Raw genomic sequence first — 24,325 nt, forward strand, 5'->3', positions numbered from 1 at the left:
TCTAGCAAAGCGCCGACGCAACCCTTTGCGCAATTTTTGCCAAGAGCGCAGCCCAGCGGGCGTGATCTTCGGGGGTCTGCGTCAGATCCTGCCGCAGCTCCACACCGAGATAGGCGCGGCCTGCGCCTTCGGCATGGCGGTTCATGGTGTAATTGAGATCTCGCCCCGAATAGGGGAGGTTGTCGCCGACCATCAGCCCCTCGGCTTGCAATAGCGGAATGGCGATGCGGGCGGCGCGGTCGTCCTCGTTATACAGCACCCCCACCTCCCACGGCCGCGCGGCGTCCGAGGTTTCGAGGCGCGGGGTGAAGGAATGGAGCGAGAGGATCAGCGCCGGTTCCGCCGCTGCCAGCCAATCGGCCAGCGCGGTGTGATAGGGGCGGTGGAAGCGGGCGAGCCGCGCCTCCCTGTCCGCGCCGATATTGCCGGGGATCGGGTGGCCGTCAGATGCTTCGGGGACAAGGCCGGGGGCATCCTCCTCGCGGTTCAGGTCGCACACGAGGCGGCTGACAGCGGCGATGTGGGCGGGGATGGCGTGTTTGTGCGCTAGCAATTCGGCAATCGCTTCGGTGCCGATGTCGACAGCGATATGTTCGTGAAACAGGTGTTCGGGAATGCCAAGGGCAATGTCGGCAGGCACGCGGTTGCTGGCATGGTCGGCAGCGCAGACGATCCCGCCTGGATGGGGCGTGCCGAGTTGGCGATAGGGTGCGGTCATCCTTCCCACCTCCGTTCGCCTCGAGCGTAGTCGAGAGGCCTGTGCGCGGTGTCTCGACTACGCTCGACACGAACGGGGTTGGCTTGGGGCGCGCTCACCGCAGCCGCCCCGCCATCGTCCACCAGTCGCGCGGCATCGCCGCCTGCGCCGCATCGCGGGCTTCGGGGCTGTCGTAGAGCGCAAAGCAGGTCCCGCCCGAGCCGGACATGCGGGCGAGCCACGGTCGGGTGTTGCGCAGGGCCGCCAGCACCTCGGCGATTTGAGGGCAGAGGGAAATGGCGGGGGCTTCGAGGTCGTTGCGCCCTTCCCTTGCGATCTTGGAGGCGGGGCCTTGGGGGAGCACCCCGCGATCCTCGCCGTCCCCCACACTGGCCCACGCCTTGAACACCGGACCGGTGCTTAGTGGCACGCGCGGGTTGACCAGCAGGACAGGGGTTCCGGCGAGATCGTCCTCTACCTTAAGCTGCTCGGTGCCGGTGCCGAGGCCGATATGGGTGCGGCTGAGGACGCAGGCAGGCACATCCGCGCCGAGCTTCGCAGCGCGCGCCTGCCAGTCATCGGGCAGCCCATGAAGCGCCTCGACCATGCGGAACACCGCCCCCGCATCCGCCGACCCGCCGCCGAGACCCGCCGCGACGGGAAGGTTTTTCTCCAGCGTCACCGCGAGGCCCTCCGGGCGCGTAAGGGTGTTGAGAGCGCGCGCGACGAGGTTGTCGAAGGGATTGTCCAGCACCCCCGCAAACTCGCCCAGCGTGGTGACGCTATCCTGCGCGGCAGGCTCAGCCGTCAGCACATCGCCCGCATCGACGAAGGCGAACAGGGTCTCAAGCTCGTGATACCCGTCCTCCCGCCGCCTGCGGACATGCAGCGCGAGGTTGATCTTGGCGTAGGCGGTTTCGGTGAGGGTCACAGGTAAGCCATGGGATCAGGGCACCTCAATGTTCTGCTCCGTCCCCGGCGGCAGCTCTTTCAGCTCGACTTCCCAACGCTCCTCAACCTTCTGAAGCTGGATGTGAACGGAAGGTCCTTCCCCGCCGCTATTCAGATACCAGAGGTCAATTACGTCACCCTCCACGGCGACGAACTGGATGAAGTCCATATCGACATAAGAGCCGATATGCTCGGAAATCAGTCCCGCAATATCCAGTGCGCCGACGCGTGAAAGGCCCGTCACGTAGCCATCACATATTCGGATAGTTCGGCCCGCCGCCGCCTTCCGGCGTCACCCAGCTGATGTTCTGGTTGGGGTCCTTGATGTCGCAGGTCTTGCAGTGGACGCAGTTCTGCGAGTTGATCTGGAACTTCGGCTCGCCGGTCTTTTCGTCGGTCAGCCATTCATAGACCCCCGCCGGGCAGTAGCGCGCCGAGGGGCCGCCAAACACTTCCAGCTCGCTCGCCTTCTGCAGCCCGAGGTCGGCCACCTGCAGGTGCACCGGCTGGTCCTCGGCATGGTTGGTGTAGCTGTAGGCGACATTGGTGAGGCGATCGAAGCTGATCACGCCGTCGGGCTTGGGGTAGTCGATCTTCGGGTAAAGATCGGCGCGGCCCGTGTAGGTGTAGTCCGGCTTGTGCTTCATGCTGATCGGCAGGCCGATCTTGAGCGTGCGCATCCACATGTCGATGCCTGCGAGCGCGGTGCCGATGTCGCCGCCGTACTTGGCGACCGCCGGCTGGGCGTTCTGCACCAGCTGGAGTTCCTTGGCGATCCAGCTCGAACGCACGGCCGCGTCGTAATCGGCGAGTTCGGTATTTGCGTTACCCGCCGCAATCGCCGCCGCGATGCTTTCGGCCGCCAGCATCCCGCTCTTCATCGCGGTGTGGCTGCCCTTGATGCGCGGCACATTAACGAAGCCCGCCGCGCAGCCGATCAGCGCGCCGCCGGGGAAGGCGAGCTTGGGCACGGACTGCCAGCCGCCCTCGTTGATCGCGCGCGCGCCGTAGGACACGCGCTTGCCGCCTTCGAGATATTCGCGGATCGCCGGGTGCTGCTTCCAGCGCTGGAATTCCTGATAGGGCGAGACCCAGGGGTTCTTGTAATCGAGCGCGGTCACGAAGCCCAAGGCCACCTGCCCATTGGCCTGATGGTAGAGGAAGCCCCCGCCCCAGCTGTCGCTTTCGGTGAGCGGCCAGCCCTGCGTGTGGATCACGCGGCCCGGCTTGTGCTTCTTGGGATCAATGTCCCACAACTCCTTGATGCCGAGGCCATAGACCTGCGGCTGGCAGTTCGCCTCGAGATCGTACTTCGCCTTCATCTGCTTGGTCAGATGCCCGCGCGCTCCCTCGGCAAACAGGGTATACTTGGCGTGGATCTCCATGCCCGGCTGGTAATCGCCCTTGTGGCTGCCATCGGCGGCAACGCCCATGTCCTGCGTGATGACGCCGGCGACCGCGCCGTTCTCGTCGAACAGCACCTCGGCCGCCGGGAAGCCGGGGAACACCATCACGCCCAGCCCTTCGGCTTGCTCGGCCAGCCAGCGCGCCAGATTGCCGAGACTGCCGGTGTAGCAGCCGTGGTTGCTCATCAGCGGCGGCATGATCGCGTGCGGCATGGAGGTCTTGCCCGACTTCGACAGTACCCAGTGCCAGTTGTCGGTCACCGGGGTCTGCGCCATCGGGCAGCCCATGTCGCGCCATTCGGGCAGGAGTTCATCGAGCGACTTGGGATCGACAACCGCGCCTGAAAGGATGTGTGCGCCGATTTCCGAGCCCTTTTCCAGCACGATCACTTCCAGATCGGCATTGATCTGCTTGAGCTTGATGGCCGCCGCAAGGCCCGCAACCCCGCCGCCGACAATCACCACGTCGCAGGGCATTGATTCACGTTCGCTCATGGGGCTTTCCTGATCCTTGATGCTTTGGGCGCGCGCGGCGCACATTCCGGCGAATTGCTATCCCGGCTCACTTGCTAAGCGGGGCTCTGACAGTCAAGACCCGCATTGGATAGCACCCGCAGCGATGACCCGTCCCGAAACCACCCTTGCCCGCGAACTCGAAGCCGCGCTGGCCTTCTGGCAGGCAGCCGGGGTGGACTGCGACTTCGTCGATGACGCTACGGCGTGGTTGGCCGATCCGGTGGCTCAATCGCCTCGGCCTGCCGACGCACCCGGCGCAGACGCGGGGAATGCGCGCTCTGCCAACCCCGCCCAGATTGCCGCGCCAGACCGGCGGGCGATGCCGGTATTGGCGGCCGCGCCACCCGCACCGGCAGTTCTCAGGCGCAATCTGCTGGGCGATTCGCCGCCAGCCGATCTCCCCGCCTTCCAGGAATGGTGGATGGAAGCACCCGGGCTCGATACGGCGCGCGGTTTTCCCCGGGTTCCGCCGCGTGGGAAAGCAGGCGCCGCGCTGATGGTTCTGACTGTGCAGCCCGAGTTCGATGATCGCGAGCAGTTGCTGGCCGGGCCGCAAGGGCGCCTGCTTGGCCGAATGCTGGCCGCCATGGGCCTCGACGAAAGCGCAGTCTATGTCGCCTCAGCTCTTGCCTGCCACACACCGATGGCTGACCTTGCAGCACTGGCGGCGGGCGGAATGGACGCGGTGACGGCACATCACATCCGTCTCGTTGCGCCCGCCCGTGTGCTAGCGCTCGGCGCTGGCCTCTCGCCAATGCTAACCGAAATTAACCCTAATAGTTTAAGTCGGAATAACCATACCAATGCTAACCGCCCGGTAATGATCAGCGAGACGCTCGACGCGATGATGGAAATGCCCCGGCTGAAAGCCCGGTTCTGGCGGAGATGGATGGAATGGTCGGCCACAAACTGAAGTGCTCCGCTGCTGCGCTTGCAGCAATGGTGCTGACCACGACCTTCCCGCTGACGCCCGCGGCGGCGCAGTCGGGCGATCTCGTGGCACGCTGGAACGGAGCAACGCCCGCTGACAGCCCGGTCACGGCCGTCCTTTCGGCTGATGAACGCGCTCATTACCGCGCGCTGTTTGCCGCAATCGATGCCGAAAAATGGGCTGAGGTCGAAAACCTGTTGGCCCAGCGGCCAGGCGGCGTGCTGGATCAGGCGGCGCGGGCCGAATATTACACCCATGCCAACAGCCCCAAGATTGCGGCTGAGCAGATCGCCGCCTGGTTTGCTGCGGGTACTGATCTCCCGCAGGCAGAACAGCTTGCCCGGATGGGGGCCAAGCGCGGGCTGACCTATCTTCCGCCTTTGCCTTCTCCGCAGGGCTTTGCCCGCCAGCCCTATGCACCGAAGCGGATACTTCCGCGCCCGGTCAACGATGGCACCATGCCCGCCGCAACCGCCAGTGCGATCCTTGCCGCGATCAAGGCTGACACGCCTGCCGAGGCGCATCGCCTGCTGATCGAGGCTGACTGGCAGCTCTCCAGCGATGCCCGCGCCGAGTGGCGCCAGCGCGTGGCGTGGAGCTATTACATCGAAAACGATGATAACGCCGCGCTCGAACTTGCCCGGACAGTGGCTGAGGGAACCGGCGAATGGGTCGCGGAGGGCGCCTGGGTCGAAGGGCTTGCCGCCTGGCGGCTCGGCCACTGCTCGCTCGCCGGTGAAGCTTTTGCACGGGTTGCTGGCCGGGCCTCCAATGTCGAACTGGCCGCTGCCGGGCATTACTGGGCGCACCGCGCTGCGATCCGGTGCCGTGAGCCGGGTCTGGCAGCGCAATATCTCAATGCCGCCGCCCAGATGGACGAGACGCTTTACGGCATGCTGGCCGCCGATCAGCTGGGCGTGGAACTGCCGGCCCATGCCCCGCCCGCGGCTCTCAGCCGTGCGGACTGGCAGCAATTGGCGCAGCGTCCCAATGTCCGCGTTGCTGCGGCACTGATGGAGATCGGCCGCCCGGGCCTTGCCGACGAAGTCTTGCGCCACGAAGCGCGCATTGCCCCGGCAATGCACTTTGCCCCGCTTTCGCGACTGGCGCGCGAACTGGGTCTGCCTGCCACGCAGCTGTTCATGGCGCACAATGCTCCTTACGGCGTCAGCAGCGACCGGTCCTTGCGTTTTCCGGTGGCACATTGGCAGCCGGTGGGCGGCTGGCAGGTCGATCCGGCGCTGGCCTTTGCCCATGCGCTTCAGGAATCGAACTTCCGTGCCAACGCCGTCAGCCCGGCCAACGCCCGCGGCCTGATGCAGATCATGCCTGCCGCGGCCCGCGACCACACGGTCCGGCTGGGCCTGGGCGCCTCCTATCAGGACCTCAACGACCCCCAGATCAACCTCGCCTATGGCCAGCGTCATCTGGAAATGCTGCGCGATCACCCTTCGACCGGCGGCGCGTTGCCCAAGATCATGGCCGCCTATAACGCAGGCCTGACGCCGATCGGCCGCTGGAATTACGAGATCAACGACCAGAACGATCCGCTGCTGTGGATGGAATCGATCCCCTATTGGGAAACCCGCGGCTATGTCGCGATCGTGATGCGCAATTACTGGATGTACGAACGCGCCGCCGGGGTCCCCTCGCCCAGCCGCCGCGCCCTTGCACAAGGGCGCTGGCCGGAGTTCCCGCGCGCTGCTACGACCCGTTCGGCCAGATTGGAGCCATAGGCGGGAGAGGCAGAACGTGGCGATTGACGAGAGCCGGGCATTCAAGCCGATCAACATCGCCGTTCTGACCGTTTCCGACACGCGCACGCCAGAGACTGATACCTCGGGCGATATCCTCGCGGGCCGAGTGACCGGCGCAGGCCACATCCTGGCCGCGCGCACCATCGTGAAAGACGACGCCCACCTGCTTGCCGCCCAGTTCGAGGCGTGGATCGACGATCCGCAGATCGATGCTGTGGTCAGCACCGGAGGCACCGGCCTGACCGGGCGCGATGTCACGCCTGAGGCACTGGCGATGATCAATGGCGCGCGCGACATTCCGGGCTTTGGCGAGCTGTTCCGCTGGCTCAGTTTCAAGAGCATCGGCACCAGCACGGTACAATCGCGCGCCTGTGCGGTGGTGGCGCGCGGCACCTACATCTTCGCGCTCCCCGGCTCGAACGGCGCGGTCAAGGATGGCTGGGACGGCATCCTTGCCGAACAGCTCGACAGCCGCAACCGCCCCTGCAACTTTGTCGAACTGATGCCGCGCCTCAGGGAAATCTAGGCCGCGTTACCCGAAACCCTCCCCCGCCTCGCCGGGTGCAAATCGCACCAACCGGCTGTCGACGAGTGCGGCGGTGCGATTAACCACCGCGATCTGGTAATCGGGGTCCTTGATCATGGCGAAGAAGGCGCCGGCATTGGGGTACTGGGCGATGAAGGCATCGTGCCAGCGTTCGCCTTCCGGCCCCGTCACCATCGTCTCGAACCGTCCGCGCCACAGGATCTGCCCGCCGAGCTTGCGGAAGATCGGGCCGCTCGTGACGCCGTATTCCTCATAGGCGCGCCGCCCGCTCCAGCCTTTGCCCGCGTGTTCATGACCCTCCGGGTATTCGGCCTGATCACGATAGAGCAGCAGATTCAGCATGTTGATCGGGGTATCGCGCGGCAGGTCCTTGAACGCCTGAAAATTGTCCGGCGAGGGGTCGATATAGGTCTGGCAGGTCATGGGCTGGGGTCCTCCTCCCTCAAGTCGCGTTGCATGTAGACGGTATCGAGCAGCCGCCCGAACTTGAAGCCGACATTGCGCATCCGCCCGGCGTGAGCAAAGCCGCACTTGCCGTGGAGTGCGACCGAGGCCGGCTCGCCCCCGCCGATCACCGCGATCATCTGCTGGAAACCGCTCGCACGCGCCGCCGCGATCAGGGCGAGGAGCAGCGCCGTTCCGATCCCGCCCCCGCGCGCATCACGGGTGACATAGATGCTGTCCTCGCAAGTGTGCGCGTAAGCGGCGCGGTCACGGAAGCGGGCGGCATAAGCATAGGCGACCACGTCACCCTCACGCTCGGCGACGAGAAAGGGAAATCCGCGGGTGGCGAAATCGGCAATCTTTGCCGCCCATGTCGCTTCATCAGGCGCGACGGTATCGAAGGTCGCCGTGCCATTGGCCACGTGCCATGCGTAGATCGCGGCGATGGCCTGCGCGTCGGCGGGACACGCAGGCCGGACGCCCGCATCAGGCAAGCTTGTAATCCGCAAACCGGTCGCGCAGATCCTTCTTGCTGATCTTGCCGGTGGCGGTGTGCGGAATGTCGTCGACGAATTCGACCGCATCGGGCAGCCACCACTTGGCGATCAGCGGCTTCAAATGCTCGATGATTTCGCCGCCGGTCACCTCGGCCCCGGCCTTCTTGACCACGAACAGCACCGGGCGCTCGTCCCACTTGGGGTGATAGATGCCGATACAGGCGGCCTCGGCCACTGCCGGATGCCCGCAGGCGGCGTTTTCGAGCTCGACCGAGCTGATCCATTCGCCGCCGGACTTGATCACGTCCTTGGTGCGGTCGGTCAGTTGCAGCGTGCCGTCGGGATGCAGGATGCCGACATCGCCGGTGTCGAACCAGCCTTCGTTGTTCACCGCGTCCTGTTCCGCCTTGAAGTAGCGCTTGATGATCCACGGACCCCGGATCTGGAGCGCGCCCGAGGTCTTGCCGTCGCGCGGCAATTCGGTGGTCATGTCGTCGAGATCGACGGTGCGCAGCTGCACGCCGAAGATCGGACGGCCCTGCATTGCGGTCTTCTCGATCTTTTCCTCAAGCGTGAGCTGGTCCCAGTCCCAGGTCGGCCCGCCAACCGTGCCGATGGGCGAGGTTTCGGTCATCCCCCAGGCGTGCTGGACGCGGGTGCCGTTCTTCATCAGCCGCTCGATCATGAACTTGGGCGCCGCCGAGCCGCCGATAGTGGCGGCTTTCAAAGGCGGCAGGTCGAGGCCGTTGGCGTCGCAATACTGGAAATGCGCCAGCCAAACGGTCGGCACGCCCGCGCTGTCGGTTACCCCTTCGCGCAGCATCAGATCGTGCAGCACGGCCGGGTCATTGACCGCCGAGAACACGAACTTGATCCCCGCCATCGCGCCCGCATAGGGCAGGCCCCAGCTTGCCGCATGGAACATCGGCACGACAGGCAGCATCACCGAAGCCGCGCTGAAATTGAACGCCGCCGGTTGCAGTCCGCTCATGGCGTGCATCACCGTCGAGCGGTGTTCGTATTGCACGCCCTTGGGATTGCCGGTGGTGCCGCTGGTGTAGCAGATCATGCAGGGGTCGGTTTCCGGCCCGGTGACCCATTCGAAATCACCGTCCTCTGCGCCGATCCAGTCCTCGAAGGCCGGGGCGTTAGCGCCAGAATCATAGCAGATGTAATGCTCGACCGTGGTCCAGCGCGCCTTCATCCGGTCAACGATAGGCTGGAACGCCGCGTCATAGCACAGCACCCGGTCCTCGGCGTGGTTTACGATATATTCGAGCTGATCGTCGAACAGCCGAGGGTTCACGGTGTGGAGCACCCCGCCCATGCCCGCCACGCCATACCAGCTCACCAGATGGCGCGCATGGTTCATGGCGAGGCTTGCCACTTTGTCGCCAGGCTTGATGCCGAGCCGCTGGAGCGCCTGCGCCATCTTGAGCGCATCGGCGCGGATGCCCGCCCAGTTGGTACGCGTCTCGCTGCCATCGGCCCAACGGCTGACAATCTCGCGATCACCCGCCTCGCGCGCGGCGTGATCGATCACTGCGGTGACCCGCATCGTCCAGTCCTGCATTGCTCCGAGCCGAGCCATGTCCGTCATCCTCTCTCGTTAAAGCGCATTGGGCTGCGCATGTTGTAGGTGAATCAGAGCGATTGAATGCCCGCAGCCACCGCGCTTGGCAATCGGGCAGCATGACCTGATATCAGGCAACCAGCCGCAGATTGCCGCGTTTCTTGAGCGGGACAAGCGCCACGCGGGAAATACCTTCGACCGCCGCCAGCCGTTCGGCCAGTTCGCCGGTCAGCACGAAATTGCGCCCAAGCCGTACCTCGGCCTCGCCCCCGCCCGTCAGCATCAGGCGCACCACCACCTCGCCCGCCCCGGTCGGGCGGTCGCCCTTGGCCGCCTCCAATTCGATCTGGAGTTCGCGCAAGGCCTCGACCGAGGCGATTGCAGCGGTCAGCTCCATCGCCGTCGCCCCGCTCACCGCTGCCAGCGGCCGCGCCCCGCGCACGGTAAGGCGGGGTGGCTCATCGGGGTTGGGGCTGTCGAGTTCGACCGTGAGCAGCAGGCACTCACCATCCGCTGCCCAGCGCTCGAAATCGGGCACCAGCGCCTCTTCGAAGCAGGCGGCCGAAAACTGCCCTGAAGCGTCCGAAAAGTCCGCCCGCACGAAGGTTCCGCCCTTGCGGGTGCGCGCCTTGGTGATGCCTTCAACCAGCACCGCCATGACCGCAGAGCCCCGCCCGCCCGCAGGCGCGCCGGCTTCCATCAGGCTTTGATACGTCCGCGCACCATTGGCCGAGGCGACTTCGCGGTATTGCTGAACCGGATGAGCGGAGAAATAGAACCCGAAATTCTCGCGCTCCTTGGCCATGCGATCATTGCGGCTCCAGGCCTCCGTCGGCTGGAGCCGGAGCTCTTCGGCCGGCCCCGCATCACCGCCAAACAGCCCCGCCTGCCCACTCGACCTCTCGCGGATCGCTGCATCGGCCACCGCCATCAGAAGATCGGCATTGGCAAACAGCAGCGCGCGATTGGGCTCCAGAGCATCAAAGGCACCGGCACAGATCAGCCCTTCCAGCTGACGGCGGTTCATGGTGCCTTGCGGCAATCGTTCAAACAGGTCCTTGAGGCTGTCGAAAGGCCCGTTCTCGCGCCGCTCGGCCACGATCGCATCCATCGCCTTTTCGCCGACATTCCTGATCCCGGCGAGCGCATAGCGCACGGCATAGCCGGTATCGGTCTGTTCGACGGTAAATTCAGCCTCGGAGGCGTTGATGCAGGGCGCGAGCACCTGCACACCCCCTGCGCCATTGGGGTAACGCCGCGCATCATCGACAAACACGTTCAGCTTTTCCGACTGGTGCATGTCGAAGCACATCGAGGCGGCGTAGAATTCTTCCGGGTAATGCGCCTTCATCCACGCGGTCTGGTAAGCGAGCAGCGCATAGGCAGCGGCGTGCGACTTGTTGAAGCCATAGCCTGCAAACTTGTCGATCAAGTCGAACAGCTCGTTGGCCTGCTTGGCCTCGATATCCGATACAGCCTTGCAGCCTTCGACGAACCGCCCGCGCTGGGCGTCCATCTCGGCCTGCACCTTCTTGCCCATCGCGCGGCGCAAGAGGTCTGCGTCCCCCAGCGAATAGCCCGCCAGCACCTGCGCGGCCTGCATCACCTGTTCCTGATAGACGAAGATGCCGTAGGTTTCCGCCAGAATGCCTTCGAGCTTGGGGTGCGGATATTCGATCGGCACCTGCCCGGCCTTGCGCTGGCCGAACAGCGGGATGTTGTCCATCGGGCCGGGACGGTAGAGCGAGACGAGCGCAATGATGTCGCCGAAATTGGTCGGCTTGACCGCCTTGAGCGTGCGCCGCATCCCTTCGGATTCCAACTGGAACACGCCCACGGTATTACCCGCTTGCATCAGCGCATAGACCTGAGGATCATCAAGCGCGAGCGCGCCGAGATCGATGGTGATGCCGCGAGCCGCAAGCAGGTCGACGGCCTTCCTCAACACCGACAGGGTCTTAAGGCCAAGGAAGTCGAACTTCACAAGGCCGCTGGATTCGACATATTTCATGTCGAACTGCGTTACCGGCATGTCCGAACGCGGATCGCGATAGAGCGGCACCAGCTTGGCCAGAGGCCGGTCACCGATCACCACACCCGCTGCGTGGGTCGAGGAATTGCGCGGCAGGCCTTCGAGCTGCATCGCCAGATCGACAAGGCGCTTCACTTCCTTGTCGTTGTCATATTCGCGCTTGAACTCGGCCACCCCGTTGAGCGCGCGCGGCAGCGGCCAGGGGTCGGTCGGGTGGTTTGGCACCATCTTGCACAACCGGTCGACCTGGCCATAGCTCATCTGCAGGATCCGCCCGCAATCGCGCAGCACCGCGCGGGCCTTCATCTTGCCGAAGGTGATGATCTGCGCGACGTGATCCGCGCCATATTTCTGCTGGACGTAGCGGATCACTTCGCCGCGGCGCGTTTCGCAGAAGTCGATATCGAAGTCAGGCATCGACACGCGTTCGGGGTTCAAAAAGCGTTCGAACAGCAGCCCCAGCCTGATCGGATCGAGATCGGTGATGGTCAGCGCCCATGCGACTGCCGAGCCTGCCCCTGACCCACGCCCCGGCCCAACCGGAATCCCCTGCTCCTTGGCCCACTTGATGAAGTCGGCAACGATCAGGAAGTAACCGGGAAAGCCCATCTTCACGATCACGTCGATCTCGAATTCGAGGCGGTCGAAATAGGCTTTGCGCTCCTCCTCGGTCAGATCGGGATAGGCGGCGAGACGCGCCTCAAGACCCGAACGCGAATCCTCCGCCAGCATCCGCGCCTCGCCCGCCAGATCGCCCGCAAGGCTGGGAAGGATCGGCTTGCGATAGGGCGGCGCGAAGGCGCAGCGCTGGGCGATCACGAGGGTGTTGGCGGTCGCCTCGGGCAGATCGACGAAGGCCTCATCCATCATGCTCGCTGATTTGACGAAGGCCTGAGGGTTGGAACGCGGGCGCTCTTCCGCCTCGATCTGGGTCGAATGGGCAATGCACAGCATCGCATCATGCGCCTTGTGCATATGCGGTTCGGCAAAGTTGGCCGGGTTGGTCGCAACCAGTGGCAGGCCTCTGGCATAGGCGAGATCGATCAGTGCATCCTCGGCGCGTTCGCACACCGGATCGCCGTGGCGCGCGATCTCGACATAGAGCCGCCCCGGAAACAGCGCCTCCAGCCGGTCAGCGAGCCGCTCGGCAGCGTCAAACTGCTCCTCTGCCAGCAGCCGCGTCAGCCCGCCCTCGCCCGCACCGGTGAGCGCGATGAGGCCATCGGTGCGCCCTTCGAGATCGGTCAGCGTGACATGGGGATCACGTTCCAGCGGGCGATCGAGATGCGCCGCCGATACCAGGTGGCACAGGTTGTCATAGCCCGCGTCATCCTGCGCAAACAGCGGCAGGTGGTCGATGGTGCTGCGGCTATCGTCCCGCGCCACACCCAGCAGCGCGCCGATGATCGGCTGCACGCCTTCGCTCTTGCAGGCGGCTGCGAAGGCCATGATGCCGTAAAGCCCGTTACGGTCGCAGATCGCCACCGCCGGAAAGCCGCGTTCCTTCGCCAGCTTGGCAATATCCTTGGGATCGACCGCCCCTTCGAGCATCGAATAGGACGACAGCACGCGCAGCGGGACGAAGGGGGCAAACGGCATTCGCGCAGTTTAGGAATTCGGCGCGATTCTCAAAGCGGGCAGAGCGATTAATTCTCCACAGGCCGCCCTCTTACAGCAGGGCTTCGATGTCCTTGGCAATCGCTTCGGGCTTGTCGGTCGGGCCATAGCGCCTCACGACCTTGCCATCGCGTCCGATCAGGAACTTGGTGAAGTTCCATTTGATCGAGGTCGACCCCATCAGCCCCTTCTTTTCCGACTTCATCCAGTCGTAGAGCGGCGAGGCATTGGCGCCGTTCACATCGATCTTGGCCATCAGCGGAAAGGTGACGCCGAAATTGACCTTGCAGAACTGGTCGATTTCCTCGGCAGAACCGGGCTCCTGCGCGCCGAACTGGTTGCACGGGAAACCCAGCACCTCGAACCCGCGATCCTTGTATTGCTGGTAGAGTTTCTCCAGCCCGTCATACTGGGGGGTAAAGCCGCACTTGGAGGCGGTGTTGACCACCAGCAGCACCGTGCCGAGCTTGCTCGACAGGTCGAGCGGCTCGCCCCGGTTGGTCGTGACGGTGAAATCGGCAATCGTCGTCATGGCTTGCAATCCCCTGTCAAAGCCCTTCGATGAGCACGCCTTCCTTCAGACGCACCACGCGGTCCATTCTGGCCGCAAGGCGTTCATTGTGCGTGGCAACCAGCGCCGCGCTACCCTCGCCCCGCACCAGCGCCAGGAACTGCGCCAGCACCGCGTCGGAGGTGTGTTCATCAAGATTGCCGGTCGGCTCGTCCGCCAGCACCAGCGTCGGCTGATTGGCGAGCGCGCGGGCGACGGCGACGCGCTGCTGTTCGCCGCCGGAAAGCTGGCTTGGGCGATGAGACAGGCGGGCGCCCAGGCCAAGGCTCGTCAGCAAGCTGTCAGCCCGCGCTGCGGCATCCTCGCGCGACTGCCCACGGATCATCTGCGGCATCACCACATTCTCGCGCGCGTCGAAGTCGGGCAGCAGATGGTGGAACTGGTAGACAAACCCCAGATGGTCGCGCCGAAGCTGGGTGCGTTCATCGCCGGACAGATGCTCCGCCCGGCTTCCGGCAATCGTGATCGATCCTTCGAACCCGCCTTCGAGCAGGCCCACGGCCTGAAGCATGGTCGACTTCCCCGACCCCGAAGGCCCAAGCAGCGCAACGATCTCACCCGGCATGATGTCGAGATTGACGCCGCGCAGCACGTCGATCCGCTCCCCGCCCTGCTCGAACGAGCGTCTGAGATCGCGCAACGCGACGATGGGCTGGATGCTATTCATAGCGCAGCACCTGCACAGGATCGGTATTGGCCGCCTTGAAGGCCGGATAGAGCGTTGCCAGGAAGCTCATCCCCAGCGCCAGCGTGACAATGCCCAGAATCTCCCACGGATCGGTGCGCGAAGGCAGGGTGGAGAGGAACCGCACCTCAGGATCCCATATCTCCTGCCCCGTGGCAAAGGCGATGAAGTCGACAATCGGCTCACGGAAGAACAGCACGGTTGCGCCCAGCATTAGCCCGGCCAGCGTCCCGATCGCGCCGACCGTGGTGCCGGTGGTCACGAAAATCTTGAGCATGGAACGCCGCGTCGCGCCCATCGTCCGCATGATCGCAATGTCACGTGTCTTGGCACGCACCAGCATGACAAGGCTCGACAGGATGTTGAAGGCCGCGACCAGCACCATGAAGGACAGCGCGAAGAACATCGCCACCCGTTCGACCTGCAAGGCTTCGAACAGGGCCGAGTTGATGGTCTTCCAGTCGGCCACCACCGCGCGACCGGTCAGCGCATCGGCGACGGGGCGAAGGATCTCTCCCACCTTGTCGGGATCTTGTACGGTAACTTCGATCATTCCGACCGAATCTCCCATCAGAAGCAGGGTCTGCGCCTCCTTCATCGGCAGGACGACAAATTTCTCGTCATAGTCATAGATGCCGACCTCGAAGATCGCCGCGACTTCATAGCCAACCTGGCGGATCGAGGTGCCAAAGGGCGTGGCGCGGCCCTGCGGGTTGATGATGGTGATGGTATCGCCCACCCTAACGCCGATGTTCTGCGCCAGACGGCTGCCGATCGCGACCCTGTTCGCCCCGGCCCGTAGCGCGCCGATATCACCGAGCAGCACTTTCTCGCCAAGTTCGGCAATGTCCTTGTCGGTCTGCCCCCGCACGAACACCGCCTCGGTGCGGCCTTCGTACTGGACCAGCAACGGCCGTTCGATCAGCGGGGAGGCATCGGTCACACCCGGGGTCGCCTTGACCCTGGCGAGCACATCCTCCCAGTTGTCGAGCCGCCCGCCATAGGCCTGCACCACGGCATGGCCGTTCAATCCCACGATCTTGTCGAGCAGTTCGGCGCGAAAGCCGTTCATCACGCTCATCACGATCACCAGCATGGCAACCGACAGCATCACCACGCCCACCGAAATCCCTGCGACAAGCGCAATGAATGCCTCGCCCTTGCCGGGCCAGAGGTAGCGTTTGGCGATCATCCATTCGAACGGGGAAAGCATGAGTGGTAAGATCTGCCCTGTCTGCGCTGAACCAAGCCTGTAGTGGCAGGGCGCCAGCGCCGCAATCCCGCGACGGGGCAATCTCCCCGGCTTGCACCCGCTTGCGGTCCGCGCGTGTCACACGCCGGTCAGCAAAAAGACCGGGTCCACAGACGTGCTTTGACTTGTAATTGATCCGTCACATCGCCATTGGGGGCCTGCCCACTCCGCGGCAGGCTTGCGGACAGGTCTGGTGATGCCGATGACACCCCTCAATGTGACCCATCCCTTTCTTGATGCAGATGGCGACAAGCTGCGCGAGGAATGCGGAATTTTCGGCGCGATCAATGCTGCCGATGCTGCTGCGGCGACTGCGCTCGGCTTGCACGCGCTCCAGCACCGCGGACAGGAAGCCGCCGGGATCGTCAGCTTCGATGGCAAGGAATTCTACGCCAGCCGCGGGCTTGGCCATGTGGCCGAGAATTTTTCCAGCTCCGAAGCCATCGCTGCCCTGCCCGGCCACATGGCGGCAGGCCATGTGCGCTATTCGACAACCGGCGGATCGGGGCTCAGAAACGTCCAGCCGCTCTATGCCGATCTGGCCAGCGGCGGTTTCGCCGTGGCGCATAATGGCAACATTTCCAATGCGATGATGCTGCGCGCCGATCTGGTGGGCAAGGGTTCGATCTTCCAGTCGACCTCCGATACCGAAGTCATCATCCACCTCGTCGCCACAAGCCGCTACCCCACCATAGCCGACCGGCTGGTGGACGCGCTGCGGCTGGTCGAGGGCGCCTATGCGCTGATCGTGATGACGCCCGAAGGCATGATCGCCTGCCGCGATCCGCTGGGCATTCGCCCGCTGGTGATGGGCCGCCTGGGCGAATCGATATTGTTCGCCTCCGAAACCGTGGCCTTCGATGTGGTCGGGGCCGAAGTGATCCGCGAAGTCGAACCGGGCGAACTGGTGCTGGTCGATTTCTCGGGCGAGATCCGTTCGGTGCGCCCCTTCGGCAGCCCCGCCGCGCGGCCCTGCATTTTCGAACACGTCTATTTCAGCCGCCCCGACAGCGTGTTCGCGGGCCGCTCGGTTTATGAAGCGCGCAAGGCGATCGGGATGCAGCTTGCGCTCGAAGCTCCGTGCGAGGCCGATCTGGTCGTGCCTGTCCCTGACAGCGGGGTACCCGCCGCGCTCGGCTTTGCGCAGCAGTCGGGCATCCCCTTCGAACTTGGCATCATCCGGTCGCACTATGTCGGGCGCACTTTCATCCAGCCGGGCGATGGAGCGCGCCATTCTTCGGTCAAGCGCAAGCACAATGCCAACCGCGCCCTCGTCGAAGGCAAGCGCATCGTGCTGATCGACGATTCTATCGTGCGCGGCACGACCTCTCTCAAGATCGTCGAGATGATGCGCGAGGCAGGCGCGGCCGAAGTGCATTTCCGTGTCGCCAGCCCGCCGACCGCGCATTCCTGCTTCTATGGCGTCGACACGCCCGAACGCTCCAAGCTGCTCGCGGCGCGCATGGAGCTAGAACCGATGCGCGAATTCATCAAGGCCGACAGCCTCGCCTTCATCTCGATTGACGGCCTCTACCGCGCCGTCGGCAAGCAGGGGCGCGACAAGGCCTGCCCGCAGTTCTGCGATGCCTGCTTTACCGGCGACTACCCCACCTCGCTCACCGACCTCGCGCTGGCCGAGGCCAAGAGCGCCGAACTCCCCTTTGCCGATCCGAAAGCAGCCTGATCCCATGACCGACACTTCGAAACCGCTCGCCGGGAAGACCGCGCTCGTCACCGGTGCAAGTCGCGGGATCGGTGCCGCCACCGCCAAGGCTCTTGCCGCAGCGGGCGCACACGTCATCCTCGTCGCGCGCAAGGTCAAAGCGCTGGAAGAGGTCGAGGATGCGATCCATGCCGCCGGCGGCACCTCGACCATCGCGCCCGTCGATCTGACCGAGCCTGATGCCGTCACCCGGCTTGCCAATGCCATTGCCGGGCGCTGGCAGACGCTCGACATCATGTTGCTCGCCGCCGCCTATCTGCCCGAGCTGACCCCTGCCTCGCAGATGGAGCCCAAGCAGTTCAATCAGGCGTTGCTGACCAATGTGGTCGCCACCCAGGCGCTGATTGCCGGGTTCGACCCGCTGTTGCGCCGCGCCGAGGCGGGCCGCATCATTGGCCTCACCAGCAGCGTCGGCAGCGCGCCGCGCCCCTATTGGGCCGCTTACAGTTCGACCAAGGCAGCCTTCGAGAACCTGCTCGAAACCTACGCAGCCGAAGTCGAACGGCTGAGCCCCTTGCGCGTCGCGATCATCGATCCCGGCGCCACCCGCACTGAAATGCGCGCGCGGGCCTATCCCGGCGAAGACCCCGAAACGGTCAAGCCGCCCGAGGCGGTGGCCGACCGGCTGGTCGCGCTGCTGGCCGAGGGATTCGATACGCTTCACCGCGAACGCATTGGCTGATTTCCGGACTACTTACCCACGCGTTAACCCTTTCTTGTGACCTGCCCTTAGGGATTTTCGGCCATCAACGGTGCCGGACCAATCCGCCAGAGAGACCGCAGGCACGAGACAAGGTTAGCAAAAATGCCGCTCAGTTCAGATCCCTACCGCACGGCAGCACAGGAAGATCGCTGCGGGCCGCGCACGCGTCTGACCATCCCGGCGACTCTCAGGGCCTCGGGCGGCCGCGCGTTCCAGAGCGTTGTGCATGATCTTTCGATTTCGGGCTTTTCGGCGGCTTCGATCAACCGGATGCACGAAGGCCAGATGTGCTGGCTGACCCTGCCCGGCCTCGAATCGCTGCAGGCCGAGGTCGTGTGGTGGGACAATTGCATCGTCGGCTGCGCCTTCAGCGAACTGCTCAGCCCGATCGTCCATGACAATATCCTGCAACGCTACAGCAATATCGGGGCTTACCGTCAGGTGATCTGATCCAGCCCCGGCCCGGACTGTTTCACGTGAAACCGTGCCGCAAACCCGCCGCAAGCAGGGGCCGAATTCCGGTCAAACATCCCGCAAAACGGGGCTAGAGGGGGTCTGGCCCCAGGTAAGACCCCCTCAAGCGCGCGCCTGTCATTCCACGCTGGCCGCGATCTTGCGGGCGAGATCGAGAAACTGGCCACGCTCCGGCCCGCCGCTCGCCTGCGCCCAGTTGCCGACATAAGCGAACACCACGCGCTCCTTAGGGAAGATCGTGATCGCCTGCCCGAAGATCCCCTGCGCGCCATAGGTGGCTTGCGGATAGGTCCACCACTGGTAGCCATAGCCAAACCCGCTGTCGCCGAAATCGACCGCGCTATCGGTCGCCTCGGCGAACCAGCCCTCCGGCACGACGCCCTTTCCGCCTTCGAGCGCGAACTGGCCCATGCGCGCATAGTCGGCGAGCCGGATCGAAAGGCAGCACCCGCCGATATTCCCGCCGCGCGGATCGACCATCCAGAACAGCCCGCCTTCAAACCCCGCCGGATCGACGATCCTGGTCTTGGCATATTCGGCAAGCGGCATGCCGACCGCGTTTTCCACCAGCAGGCCGATGAGGTTGGTCTCACCGGTCTTGTAGACCCACTTGGCCCCCGGCTCCGCCTCGCGCGGCAGCGCCTTCATCTGCGCGACGATGGCATCGGGGCCATATTCGATGGTGAAGCGGTTCATCTGTGCGACGTCGGAATTGGGATCGGTATAGTCCTCGTTCCATTTCACGCCGCTCGTCATGGTCGCGATCTGCCGCACCGTGACGCCTTCATAGGCGGAGCCTGCAAGGCCCGGGATATACTTCGTCACCGGATCATCGAGGCTGGCGATATGCCCGTCCTTCACCGCCGCGCCGAGCAGGGTGGAGGTGAAGCTCTTGGCGACCGAGAAGCTCGTCCAGCGGTCCTGCGGACCAAGGCCAAGACCATACCCCTCGTAACGCACCTTGCCATCGACCAGCACCATCACGCCTGCGGTGCCGGTTTTGGCCATCAAGGCGGCGATTTCGGTCTGGAGCGCCTCGGACAGCGGATCGCCGTCGATCAGAGTGCGGGGCATGGCTGCACCGCTTACTTCGTGACCGGCGAACCATTCCTCCATCGCGCGGAAACGCTGGCTGCGCTGTTCATCGTTCCAGAACAGCACCTGAAGTTCGGACGGATCGCGCGGTGGGGGTTGCGTGAGGGTCGCGGTCGGTGCGGCGGGGCCTTGCTCCTGCGCCTGCGCACCTGCGCCCACCAGCAATGCCGCCAGCGCCAAGCCCGAAACCGCGCTTCTGATCATGCCCATAATGTCACCCTCTCGCCGTGTTGTTGGCAGGGGCATAGGCGGTGCGGAGGCCTGCGGGCAAGCCCTGCCTATCCGGTCTTCAGCGTCTTCAAAGCCGCCAATGCCCGCTCGCGCGCGGCCTTGTGGGGGACGATCTTGCGCGGATAGCCGGATGGCCTGCGCCCGAATTCCTCGGGATCGTGGACGTAGGGTTCCTCCAGCCCTTTGAGTTCAGGGACATAGGTGCGGATATAGCGCGCGGCGTCGAATTTCTCAGACTGGCTGAGCGGCGCCATGATCCGGCTGAACATGTTGCTGTCCACCCCTGTCCCCGCGGTCCACTGCCAATTGGTCGCGTTCGACGCATAGTCGGCATCGCACAAAGTGTCCCAGAACCACTTCTCGCCCTCGCGCCAGTCGATCAGCAGGTGCTTGATGAGGAAGCTGGCGGTGATCATCCGCACGCGGTTGTGCATCCAGCCGGTCTGCCACAGCTGGCGCATCCCGGCATCGACGATGGGGTAGCCGGTTCGGCCCTCTTGCCATGCCTTGAGGTCACGCGCGGCGGCGGAATCGGTAGCGGGATCGCGCCACGGGAAACGGTCGAAATCCTCGCGGTAGTTCTGGGTGGCATAGGCGGGGAATTGCAGGATCGCGTTGGCGGAGTAGTCGCGCCAGATCAGCTCACCCTCGAAGGTTTCCCAGCCTTTCGAGCGCCTGTCCTTGAAGCGGTGCCAGATCTGGATCGGGGAAATCTCGCCGAAGTGCAGATGCGGGGAGAGGCGCGAGACCTTGTCGACGCTGGGGAAGTTCCGCTTGTCGTCATAGTCGTCGACGTCGGCCTCCCATGCGGCGAGGCGGGCATGGGCGGCGTCTTCGCCGACCTGCCAGAAATCGCGCATCCCGCCTGCCCAGTCGGGCTTAGTGGGGAGGAGGTTCCACGCGGCGAGATCGTCCGAAGCAGGCCATTGGGCGGGGGCTTCGAGCTTCTCGGGCGCGGGGAGTTCGGCGCGTGGCGGGAATTCGGCCCGCACCGCGCGGGAGAACGGAGTGTAGATCTTGTACTGCCCGCCGGTGCCGGTGGTGATCGAGCCGGGCGGCATCAGGTAGTTGCCGTGGTGGAGTTTCAGGTCGAGGCTCTTGCCCAGCTTGCGCTCGGCATTGAGCCACCAGGGTTCATAGTGGCAATTGGCGTGGATTGTCGTCGCGCCGGTTTCCTGCGCCAGCTTGGTGAGCTCTGCCACCGCTTCGCCGCGCCGGAGGATCAGGCGGCTGCCCTTGGCTTCTAGGCTCCGCGCAAGGTTCGCCAGCGAGTGATGCAGCCACCAGCGCGAGGCCCCGCCATAGGCGTGGTGCTTCGGGCTCTCGTCGTCGAGGACGTAGACGGCGACGACGGGGCCAGCCTTGGCGGCATGATAAAGCGCGGGATTATCGGCCAGGCGCAGATCGCGCCGCAGCCATACGATTTGAGGGGAACTCAAGAAAAACCTCCGTTCGCCCTGAGCTTGTCGAAGGGCTGTCCTTGTTCTTCACCCGTGGCTCAAAGAGAAGTGCGGGGCTTCGACAAGCTCAGCCCGAACGGGTGTGGGGAGGTAATGCGCTTACCTGCCCGGTAGTTCCTCGCACTTCACATCCGGCAGCGCGACCGAGAACCGGTCCCGCGCGCGCGGATCGTAGAAGCGGGCGTCGTAGAGGATCACTGATCCGTCCGCCGCGCGGGTCGCAAAGGGTGCGCGCGACCAGAACAGGAAAGCGTCGAGCTGGGAATTGGTGCGGCGGGCGGCGGTGAGGTCGGGGAGGCGGCACATATCAGAAGCGATCGGCTTCAGAGTGTAGGACAGAACCACAGGTTTCTTCGGTTTGCCGCCGGGCCCAAAGACGGGAAGCACCTGATCCTCGTCGGACTCGATACTCCAACTTCCGTCGCCACCCCCGCGGACCAAGACCTCCCGCTTCCAAAACTCGAGTGGCACTGGGTTCGCGATGGTATGCGTTTCCCAGTTCATGCCAGAAAAACCGTTCGTCATGGTGATGAGGCCATTCACCCCGATATACGCCAACCCCACCGCGATCCCCACCCGCGCAGGCCTCGTCCAATCGCCGCCAGCCTTCTCCCGCCGCCGTGACCACCACACACTGCCGATCAACATCGCCCACAGCCACGGGTCGATGATGAACAGCGTATCGCCGTAGAACCATTGCGAGGAGAACGGCTCCAGCAGCCGGATGCCGTAGACGTTGAGCCAGTCGAGCGCGGGGTGGCTGAGGCAGCCGATGAACGCCATCGCATAAAGCCAGCCAAACCGCACCGGCAGCCGCCCCTCGGGCCGGGTGCCGCGCTTCGCCTGCCAACGGTCCCAACCCCACAACAGACCCGCCAAGATCAACGGCAGCAGCACCAGCGCGGGCGGGCCGTGGGTGATGCCTCTGCGGAAAGCGAGATGCTCGGTGCCCTCCAGCCAGAAGAAGCACGCCGCGTCCACGTCCGGCAGGTTCGCGCCGATGATGAGCGCGGGCATGGCGAGGCCGGTGGTGCGCTTCAGCCCCGCCTGCCCCAGCACCGCGCCGACAAGGCTATGTGTCAGATTGTCCATATGTTTGAGGGTCTAGCGCGCCGGATTGGCCCATGCGAGCGGAAATGCGCTTGGAAATCCGACCTTCTCTCGCCTATCGCACCGCCAAACACACCGGAGAGAACCACGATGACCGACGCGCCCTTTATCCGCCCCGACATGAAGGCCTTCCTCGACATGATGGCGCAGGTGAACGGGCCGAAGCTGGTCGACATGACGCTGGAGGAAGCACGCGCCTCCTATATCGCGATGCATAACCTCGCTGATCGGCCCGCGCGTGATCTGGCGGTGATCCGCGATCTTGTTTGCCCCGGCCCGGCAGGCGAAATTCCCCTGCGCCTTTATGACGCGCGCGAGAGCCGCGACGAGGCCTCGCCGGTGATCACCTTCTACCACGGCGGCGGGTTTGTGATCGGCGATCTCGACACGCACCATGCGCTCTGCACCGAAATTGCGGCGCTGATGGATCTGCCGCTGGTTGCCGTCCACTATGCCCGCGCGCCTGAAGCACCCTTCCCCGCCGCGATCCTCGATTGCGAGGCGGCGACGCGCTGGGTGGCCTCCAGCCCTGCGGAACTGGGCCTGACCGCCTCCGGCATTATCACCATCGGCGATTCTGCGGGCGGCAATGCCACGGTGGTTGTCAGCCAGATGCTTGGGCAGCGCCCCGCCGAAGTCCCCGTGGTGCTGCAAGTGCCGATATTCCCGCTGGTTGCCGACGCCGTGGGATCAGCCAGCATGGCCGCCTTCAGCGAGGGCTTCCTGCTCACCGCCGACACCATGGGCTTCTTCGATGCGGCCTACGGCGCCGACCGCGCCGACCCGCGCGGCTTCCCGATCCTGGGGGACCACAGCAACGCGCCCCCCACCATCGTCGTCACCGCCAGCCTCGATCCGATCCGCGATTCGGGCCGCGCCTATGCCAAGGCGCTGGTCGATGCCGGGCGTGACTGCGTGTTCCTTGAAATGCGCGGCGTCACTCACTCCTTCACGAACCTCAGGCAGATGGTGCCGAGCACGCAAACCGATCTCGAACGCGTCATCGCGGCGATGCGCTTCATGCTGGCCAACCCCGCATGAGCTTCGACCACCTGCCCTATCGCCCCTGTGCCGGCTTCATGCTGGTGAACCATGCAGGCCTTGTCTTCGTCGGCCAGCGGATCGACCCGACTGCGCATGGCTATTGGCAGATGCCCCAAGGCGGGATCGACAAGGGCGAGGACGTGCGCGAAGCCGCCTTGCGCGAACTCCACGAGGAAGTCGGCGTTGCCGCCCACATGGTCGAGGTGATCGCAGGAACCTCCCGCCCAATCCGCTACGACCTCCCGCCCGAATTGCAGGGCCGCGTGTGGAAGGGCAAGTATCGCGGACAGGAACAGCACTGGTTCCTCGGCCGCTTTCTCGGCGAGGATGCCGATATCGACCTCGAAGCCCATGACCCGCCCGAATTCAACGCCTGGCGCTGGATCGAGCCGGGGTTGCTGCCCGAACTGATCATCCCGTTCAAACGGGCAGTCTATGAGGAAGTGCTGGCCGAGTTCCGCGACCTGATCTGAAGTCTCAGTTCGCCGCCGCGCTGTCGGCCTTGCTTTCGACCGCCAGCCTTGCAGGAACGCCGCGCGCGATGGTCGATTGCAGCGCAACGGTCTCCGGGCAGGCATCGCCGCACAGCGATTGCAGCTTGGCAAGATTGCGCTTGGCCTTTTCGAGCGCGCCCTTTTCCACCAGCGCCGCGCCTTCGCCCGAAATCGCGGCGAAATTGCCCGGATCACGCTCCAGCGCCTCACGGTAGTACCGGATCGCCTTGCCTTGTAGCCCGCTCTGACGCGCGGCTTCGGCAAGGTCGATGAAGATCGGGGTGTAACCCGGATCGACGGCCAGCGCCGCCTCGAAGGCGTCAATCGCGGCCTGAGTCTCGCCCGCCGACAATGCGGCCTGCCCCTGCGCGATCAGCACCTCGGCGCGCGGATCGGGCGTGCCGGGGCCACCGGCGCTGGTGATGCTCGCGGTGATCGCAAGACACAGCGAGAGAGCAGCGGCGGCAGGCGCAAAACGCATCAGAAGCTCCTTCAGGGCTTGGTTCCGGGAACCG

General features: G+C 64.7%; 23 protein-coding genes. 8 read left to right on the plus strand and 15 right to left on the minus strand.

Annotated elements, in window-relative coordinates; translation table 11 throughout:
• Position 1: 1 nt before the first annotated feature.
• The 4 genes from CHX26_RS11655 to CHX26_RS11665 all read right to left on the minus strand — a co-directional run bounded on the left by CHX26_RS11655 (position 2) and on the right by CHX26_RS11665 (position 3,549).
• Positions 2-718, minus strand: a complete 717-nt coding sequence (locus CHX26_RS11655) for an N-formylglutamate amidohydrolase (protein WP_104942507.1) — start codon at positions 716-718, stop codon at positions 2-4.
• Between the two features lie 94 nt (positions 719-812).
• Positions 813-1,628, minus strand: coding sequence for a 4-(cytidine 5'-diphospho)-2-C-methyl-D-erythritol kinase (locus CHX26_RS11660; RefSeq protein ID WP_104942508.1), 816 nt, complete (start codon positions 1,626-1,628; stop codon positions 813-815).
• A gap of 15 nt (positions 1,629-1,643) precedes the next feature.
• Positions 1,644-1,892, minus strand: a complete 249-nt coding sequence (locus tag CHX26_RS15735) for a hypothetical protein (protein WP_146107724.1) — start codon at positions 1,890-1,892, stop codon at positions 1,644-1,646.
• 7 nt (positions 1,893-1,899) lie between these two features.
• A complete protein-coding gene (locus tag CHX26_RS11665; RefSeq protein ID WP_104943408.1) occupies positions 1,900-3,549 on the minus strand; it encodes an electron transfer flavoprotein-ubiquinone oxidoreductase in 1,650 nt (549 codons plus the stop codon).
• Between the two features lie 124 nt (positions 3,550-3,673).
• Between CHX26_RS11665 and CHX26_RS11670 the strand changes: the two genes are divergently transcribed.
• From CHX26_RS11670 to moaB, 3 genes are read left to right on the plus strand one after another with little or no spacing between them, the layout of a single operon-like run.
• On the plus strand, positions 3,674-4,483 hold the full coding sequence (locus CHX26_RS11670; protein ID WP_172449818.1) for a uracil-DNA glycosylase family protein: 810 nt from the start codon (positions 3,674-3,676) through the stop codon (positions 4,481-4,483).
• Positions 4,465-6,237, plus strand: a complete 1,773-nt coding sequence (locus CHX26_RS11675; protein WP_233997133.1) for a lytic transglycosylase domain-containing protein — start codon at positions 4,465-4,467, stop codon at positions 6,235-6,237. The genes CHX26_RS11670 and CHX26_RS11675 overlap by 19 nt, the downstream gene beginning before the upstream one ends.
• A gap of 16 nt (positions 6,238-6,253) precedes the next feature.
• On the plus strand, positions 6,254-6,784 hold the full coding sequence (gene moaB / locus CHX26_RS11680; RefSeq protein WP_104942511.1) for a molybdenum cofactor biosynthesis protein B: 531 nt from the start codon (positions 6,254-6,256) through the stop codon (positions 6,782-6,784).
• A 6-nt stretch (positions 6,785-6,790) separates the two neighbouring features.
• On the opposite strand, the gene CHX26_RS11685 is transcribed toward moaB, so the two are convergent.
• The 7 genes from CHX26_RS11685 to CHX26_RS11715 form a co-directional block, all read right to left on the minus strand.
• Positions 6,791-7,228 carry a DUF1330 domain-containing protein gene (locus CHX26_RS11685; RefSeq protein ID WP_104942512.1) on the minus strand — a complete coding sequence of 146 codons (438 nt, stop codon included), beginning with the start codon at positions 7,226-7,228 and terminating at the stop codon, positions 6,791-6,793.
• Complete coding sequence (locus CHX26_RS11690; protein WP_233997350.1) at positions 7,225-7,752, minus strand: GNAT family N-acetyltransferase; 528 nt, start codon at positions 7,750-7,752, stop codon at positions 7,225-7,227. The genes CHX26_RS11685 and CHX26_RS11690 overlap by 4 nt, the downstream gene beginning before the upstream one ends.
• On the minus strand, positions 7,736-9,337 hold the full coding sequence (locus tag CHX26_RS11695; protein ID WP_104943409.1) for a long-chain fatty acid--CoA ligase: 1,602 nt from the start codon (positions 9,335-9,337) through the stop codon (positions 7,736-7,738). The genes CHX26_RS11690 and CHX26_RS11695 overlap by 17 nt, the downstream gene beginning before the upstream one ends.
• A gap of 112 nt (positions 9,338-9,449) precedes the next feature.
• The gene (dnaE, locus tag CHX26_RS11700; RefSeq protein WP_104942514.1) at positions 9,450-12,950 is read right to left on the minus strand and encodes a DNA polymerase III subunit alpha; all 3,501 of its coding nucleotides are present in this window, start codon (positions 12,948-12,950) and stop codon (positions 9,450-9,452) included.
• Between the two features lie 70 nt (positions 12,951-13,020).
• A complete protein-coding gene (locus CHX26_RS11705; RefSeq protein ID WP_172449820.1) occupies positions 13,021-13,500 on the minus strand; it encodes a glutathione peroxidase in 480 nt (159 codons plus the stop codon).
• 16 nt (positions 13,501-13,516) lie between these two features.
• Positions 13,517-14,206 (minus strand): ABC transporter ATP-binding protein, encoded by a 690-nt coding sequence (locus tag CHX26_RS11710; RefSeq protein ID WP_104942516.1) that lies wholly within the window; start codon positions 14,204-14,206, stop codon positions 13,517-13,519.
• Positions 14,199-15,437 (minus strand): lipoprotein-releasing ABC transporter permease subunit, encoded by a 1,239-nt coding sequence (locus CHX26_RS11715; protein ID WP_104942517.1) that lies wholly within the window; start codon positions 15,435-15,437, stop codon positions 14,199-14,201. The genes CHX26_RS11710 and CHX26_RS11715 overlap by 8 nt, the downstream gene beginning before the upstream one ends.
• Before the next feature lie 235 nt (positions 15,438-15,672).
• On the opposite strand from CHX26_RS11715, the gene purF reads away from it, so the two are divergent.
• The 3 genes from purF to CHX26_RS11730 all read left to right on the plus strand — a co-directional run bounded on the left by purF (position 15,673) and on the right by CHX26_RS11730 (position 18,352).
• Positions 15,673-17,160 carry an amidophosphoribosyltransferase gene (gene purF / locus CHX26_RS11720; protein ID WP_104942518.1) on the plus strand — a complete coding sequence of 496 codons (1,488 nt, stop codon included), beginning with the start codon at positions 15,673-15,675 and terminating at the stop codon, positions 17,158-17,160.
• A 4-nt stretch (positions 17,161-17,164) separates the two neighbouring features.
• Complete coding sequence (locus tag CHX26_RS11725; RefSeq protein ID WP_104942519.1) at positions 17,165-17,881, plus strand: SDR family NAD(P)-dependent oxidoreductase; 717 nt, start codon at positions 17,165-17,167, stop codon at positions 17,879-17,881.
• 123 nt (positions 17,882-18,004) lie between these two features.
• The gene (locus tag CHX26_RS11730; RefSeq protein WP_104942520.1) at positions 18,005-18,352 is read left to right on the plus strand and encodes a PilZ domain-containing protein; all 348 of its coding nucleotides are present in this window, start codon (positions 18,005-18,007) and stop codon (positions 18,350-18,352) included.
• Between the two features lie 141 nt (positions 18,353-18,493).
• Here CHX26_RS11730 and CHX26_RS11735 read toward each other — a convergent pair whose 3' ends face one another.
• From CHX26_RS11735 to CHX26_RS11745, 3 genes are all read right to left on the minus strand, one after another.
• The gene (locus CHX26_RS11735; RefSeq protein WP_335682301.1) at positions 18,494-19,675 is read right to left on the minus strand and encodes a serine hydrolase domain-containing protein; all 1,182 of its coding nucleotides are present in this window, start codon (positions 19,673-19,675) and stop codon (positions 18,494-18,496) included.
• Positions 19,676-19,749: 74 nt separating this feature from the next.
• The gene (locus tag CHX26_RS11740; protein ID WP_104942522.1) at positions 19,750-21,141 is read right to left on the minus strand and encodes a cryptochrome/photolyase family protein; all 1,392 of its coding nucleotides are present in this window, start codon (positions 21,139-21,141) and stop codon (positions 19,750-19,752) included.
• 120 nt (positions 21,142-21,261) lie between these two features.
• Positions 21,262-22,254 (minus strand): metal-dependent hydrolase, encoded by a 993-nt coding sequence (locus CHX26_RS11745; RefSeq protein ID WP_104942523.1) that lies wholly within the window; start codon positions 22,252-22,254, stop codon positions 21,262-21,264.
• 108 nt (positions 22,255-22,362) lie between these two features.
• On the opposite strand from CHX26_RS11745, the gene CHX26_RS11750 reads away from it, so the two are divergent.
• Both CHX26_RS11750 and CHX26_RS11755 read left to right on the plus strand, forming a co-directional pair.
• Positions 22,363-23,313, plus strand: coding sequence for an alpha/beta hydrolase (locus tag CHX26_RS11750; protein ID WP_104942524.1), 951 nt, complete (start codon positions 22,363-22,365; stop codon positions 23,311-23,313).
• Entirely contained in the window at positions 23,310-23,789 is a 480-nt protein-coding gene (locus CHX26_RS11755; RefSeq protein ID WP_104942525.1) for an RNA pyrophosphohydrolase, read from the plus strand. Before CHX26_RS11750 ends, CHX26_RS11755 begins: the two co-directional genes overlap by 4 nt.
• A gap of 4 nt (positions 23,790-23,793) precedes the next feature.
• On the opposite strand, the gene CHX26_RS11760 is transcribed toward CHX26_RS11755, so the two are convergent.
• Positions 23,794-24,291 carry a tetratricopeptide repeat protein gene (locus CHX26_RS11760; RefSeq protein WP_233997135.1) on the minus strand — a complete coding sequence of 166 codons (498 nt, stop codon included), beginning with the start codon at positions 24,289-24,291 and terminating at the stop codon, positions 23,794-23,796.
• Between the last annotated feature and the right edge of the window lie 34 nt (positions 24,292-24,325).

Origin of the sequence: Porphyrobacter sp. HT-58-2 (assembly GCF_002952215.1) — a bacterium.
Lineage (GTDB): Bacteria > Pseudomonadota > Alphaproteobacteria > Sphingomonadales > Sphingomonadaceae > Erythrobacter.

Bases quoted from the DNA above. Each gene is read 5' to 3' on its own strand.
- CHX26_RS11655 (WP_104942507.1), bottom strand. From the start codon at position 718: ATGACCGCACCCTATCGCCAACTCGGCACGCCCCATCCAGGCGGGATC.
- CHX26_RS11665 (WP_104943408.1), bottom strand. From the start codon at position 3,549: ATGAGCGAACGTGAATCAATGCCCTGCGACGTGGTGATTGTCGGCGGC.
- CHX26_RS11670 (WP_172449818.1), top strand. From the start codon at position 3,674: ATGACCCGTCCCGAAACCACCCTTGCCCGCGAACTCGAAGCCGCGCTG.
- CHX26_RS11675 (WP_233997133.1), top strand. From the start codon at position 4,465: ATGGTCGGCCACAAACTGAAGTGCTCCGCTGCTGCGCTTGCAGCAATG.
- CHX26_RS11685 (WP_104942512.1), bottom strand. From the start codon at position 7,228: ATGACCTGCCAGACCTATATCGACCCCTCGCCGGACAATTTTCAGGCG.
- CHX26_RS11695 (WP_104943409.1), bottom strand. From the start codon at position 9,337: ATGGCTCGGCTCGGAGCAATGCAGGACTGGACGATGCGGGTCACCGCA.
- dnaE (WP_104942514.1), bottom strand. From the start codon at position 12,950: ATGCCGTTTGCCCCCTTCGTCCCGCTGCGCGTGCTGTCGTCCTATTCG.
- CHX26_RS11705 (WP_172449820.1), bottom strand. From the start codon at position 13,500: ATGACGACGATTGCCGATTTCACCGTCACGACCAACCGGGGCGAGCCG.
- CHX26_RS11710 (WP_104942516.1), bottom strand. From the start codon at position 14,206: ATGAATAGCATCCAGCCCATCGTCGCGTTGCGCGATCTCAGACGCTCG.
- CHX26_RS11715 (WP_104942517.1), bottom strand. From the start codon at position 15,437: ATGCTTTCCCCGTTCGAATGGATGATCGCCAAACGCTACCTCTGGCCC.
- purF (WP_104942518.1), top strand. From the start codon at position 15,673: ATGCCGATGACACCCCTCAATGTGACCCATCCCTTTCTTGATGCAGAT.
- CHX26_RS11725 (WP_104942519.1), top strand. From the start codon at position 17,165: ATGACCGACACTTCGAAACCGCTCGCCGGGAAGACCGCGCTCGTCACC.
- CHX26_RS11730 (WP_104942520.1), top strand. From the start codon at position 18,005: ATGCCGCTCAGTTCAGATCCCTACCGCACGGCAGCACAGGAAGATCGC.
- CHX26_RS11735 (WP_335682301.1), bottom strand. From the start codon at position 19,675: ATGATCAGAAGCGCGGTTTCGGGCTTGGCGCTGGCGGCATTGCTGGTG.
- CHX26_RS11745 (WP_104942523.1), bottom strand. From the start codon at position 22,254: ATGGACAATCTGACACATAGCCTTGTCGGCGCGGTGCTGGGGCAGGCG.
- CHX26_RS11750 (WP_104942524.1), top strand. From the start codon at position 22,363: ATGACCGACGCGCCCTTTATCCGCCCCGACATGAAGGCCTTCCTCGAC.
- CHX26_RS11755 (WP_104942525.1), top strand. From the start codon at position 23,310: ATGAGCTTCGACCACCTGCCCTATCGCCCCTGTGCCGGCTTCATGCTG.
- CHX26_RS11760 (WP_233997135.1), bottom strand. From the start codon at position 24,291: ATGCGTTTTGCGCCTGCCGCCGCTGCTCTCTCGCTGTGTCTTGCGATC.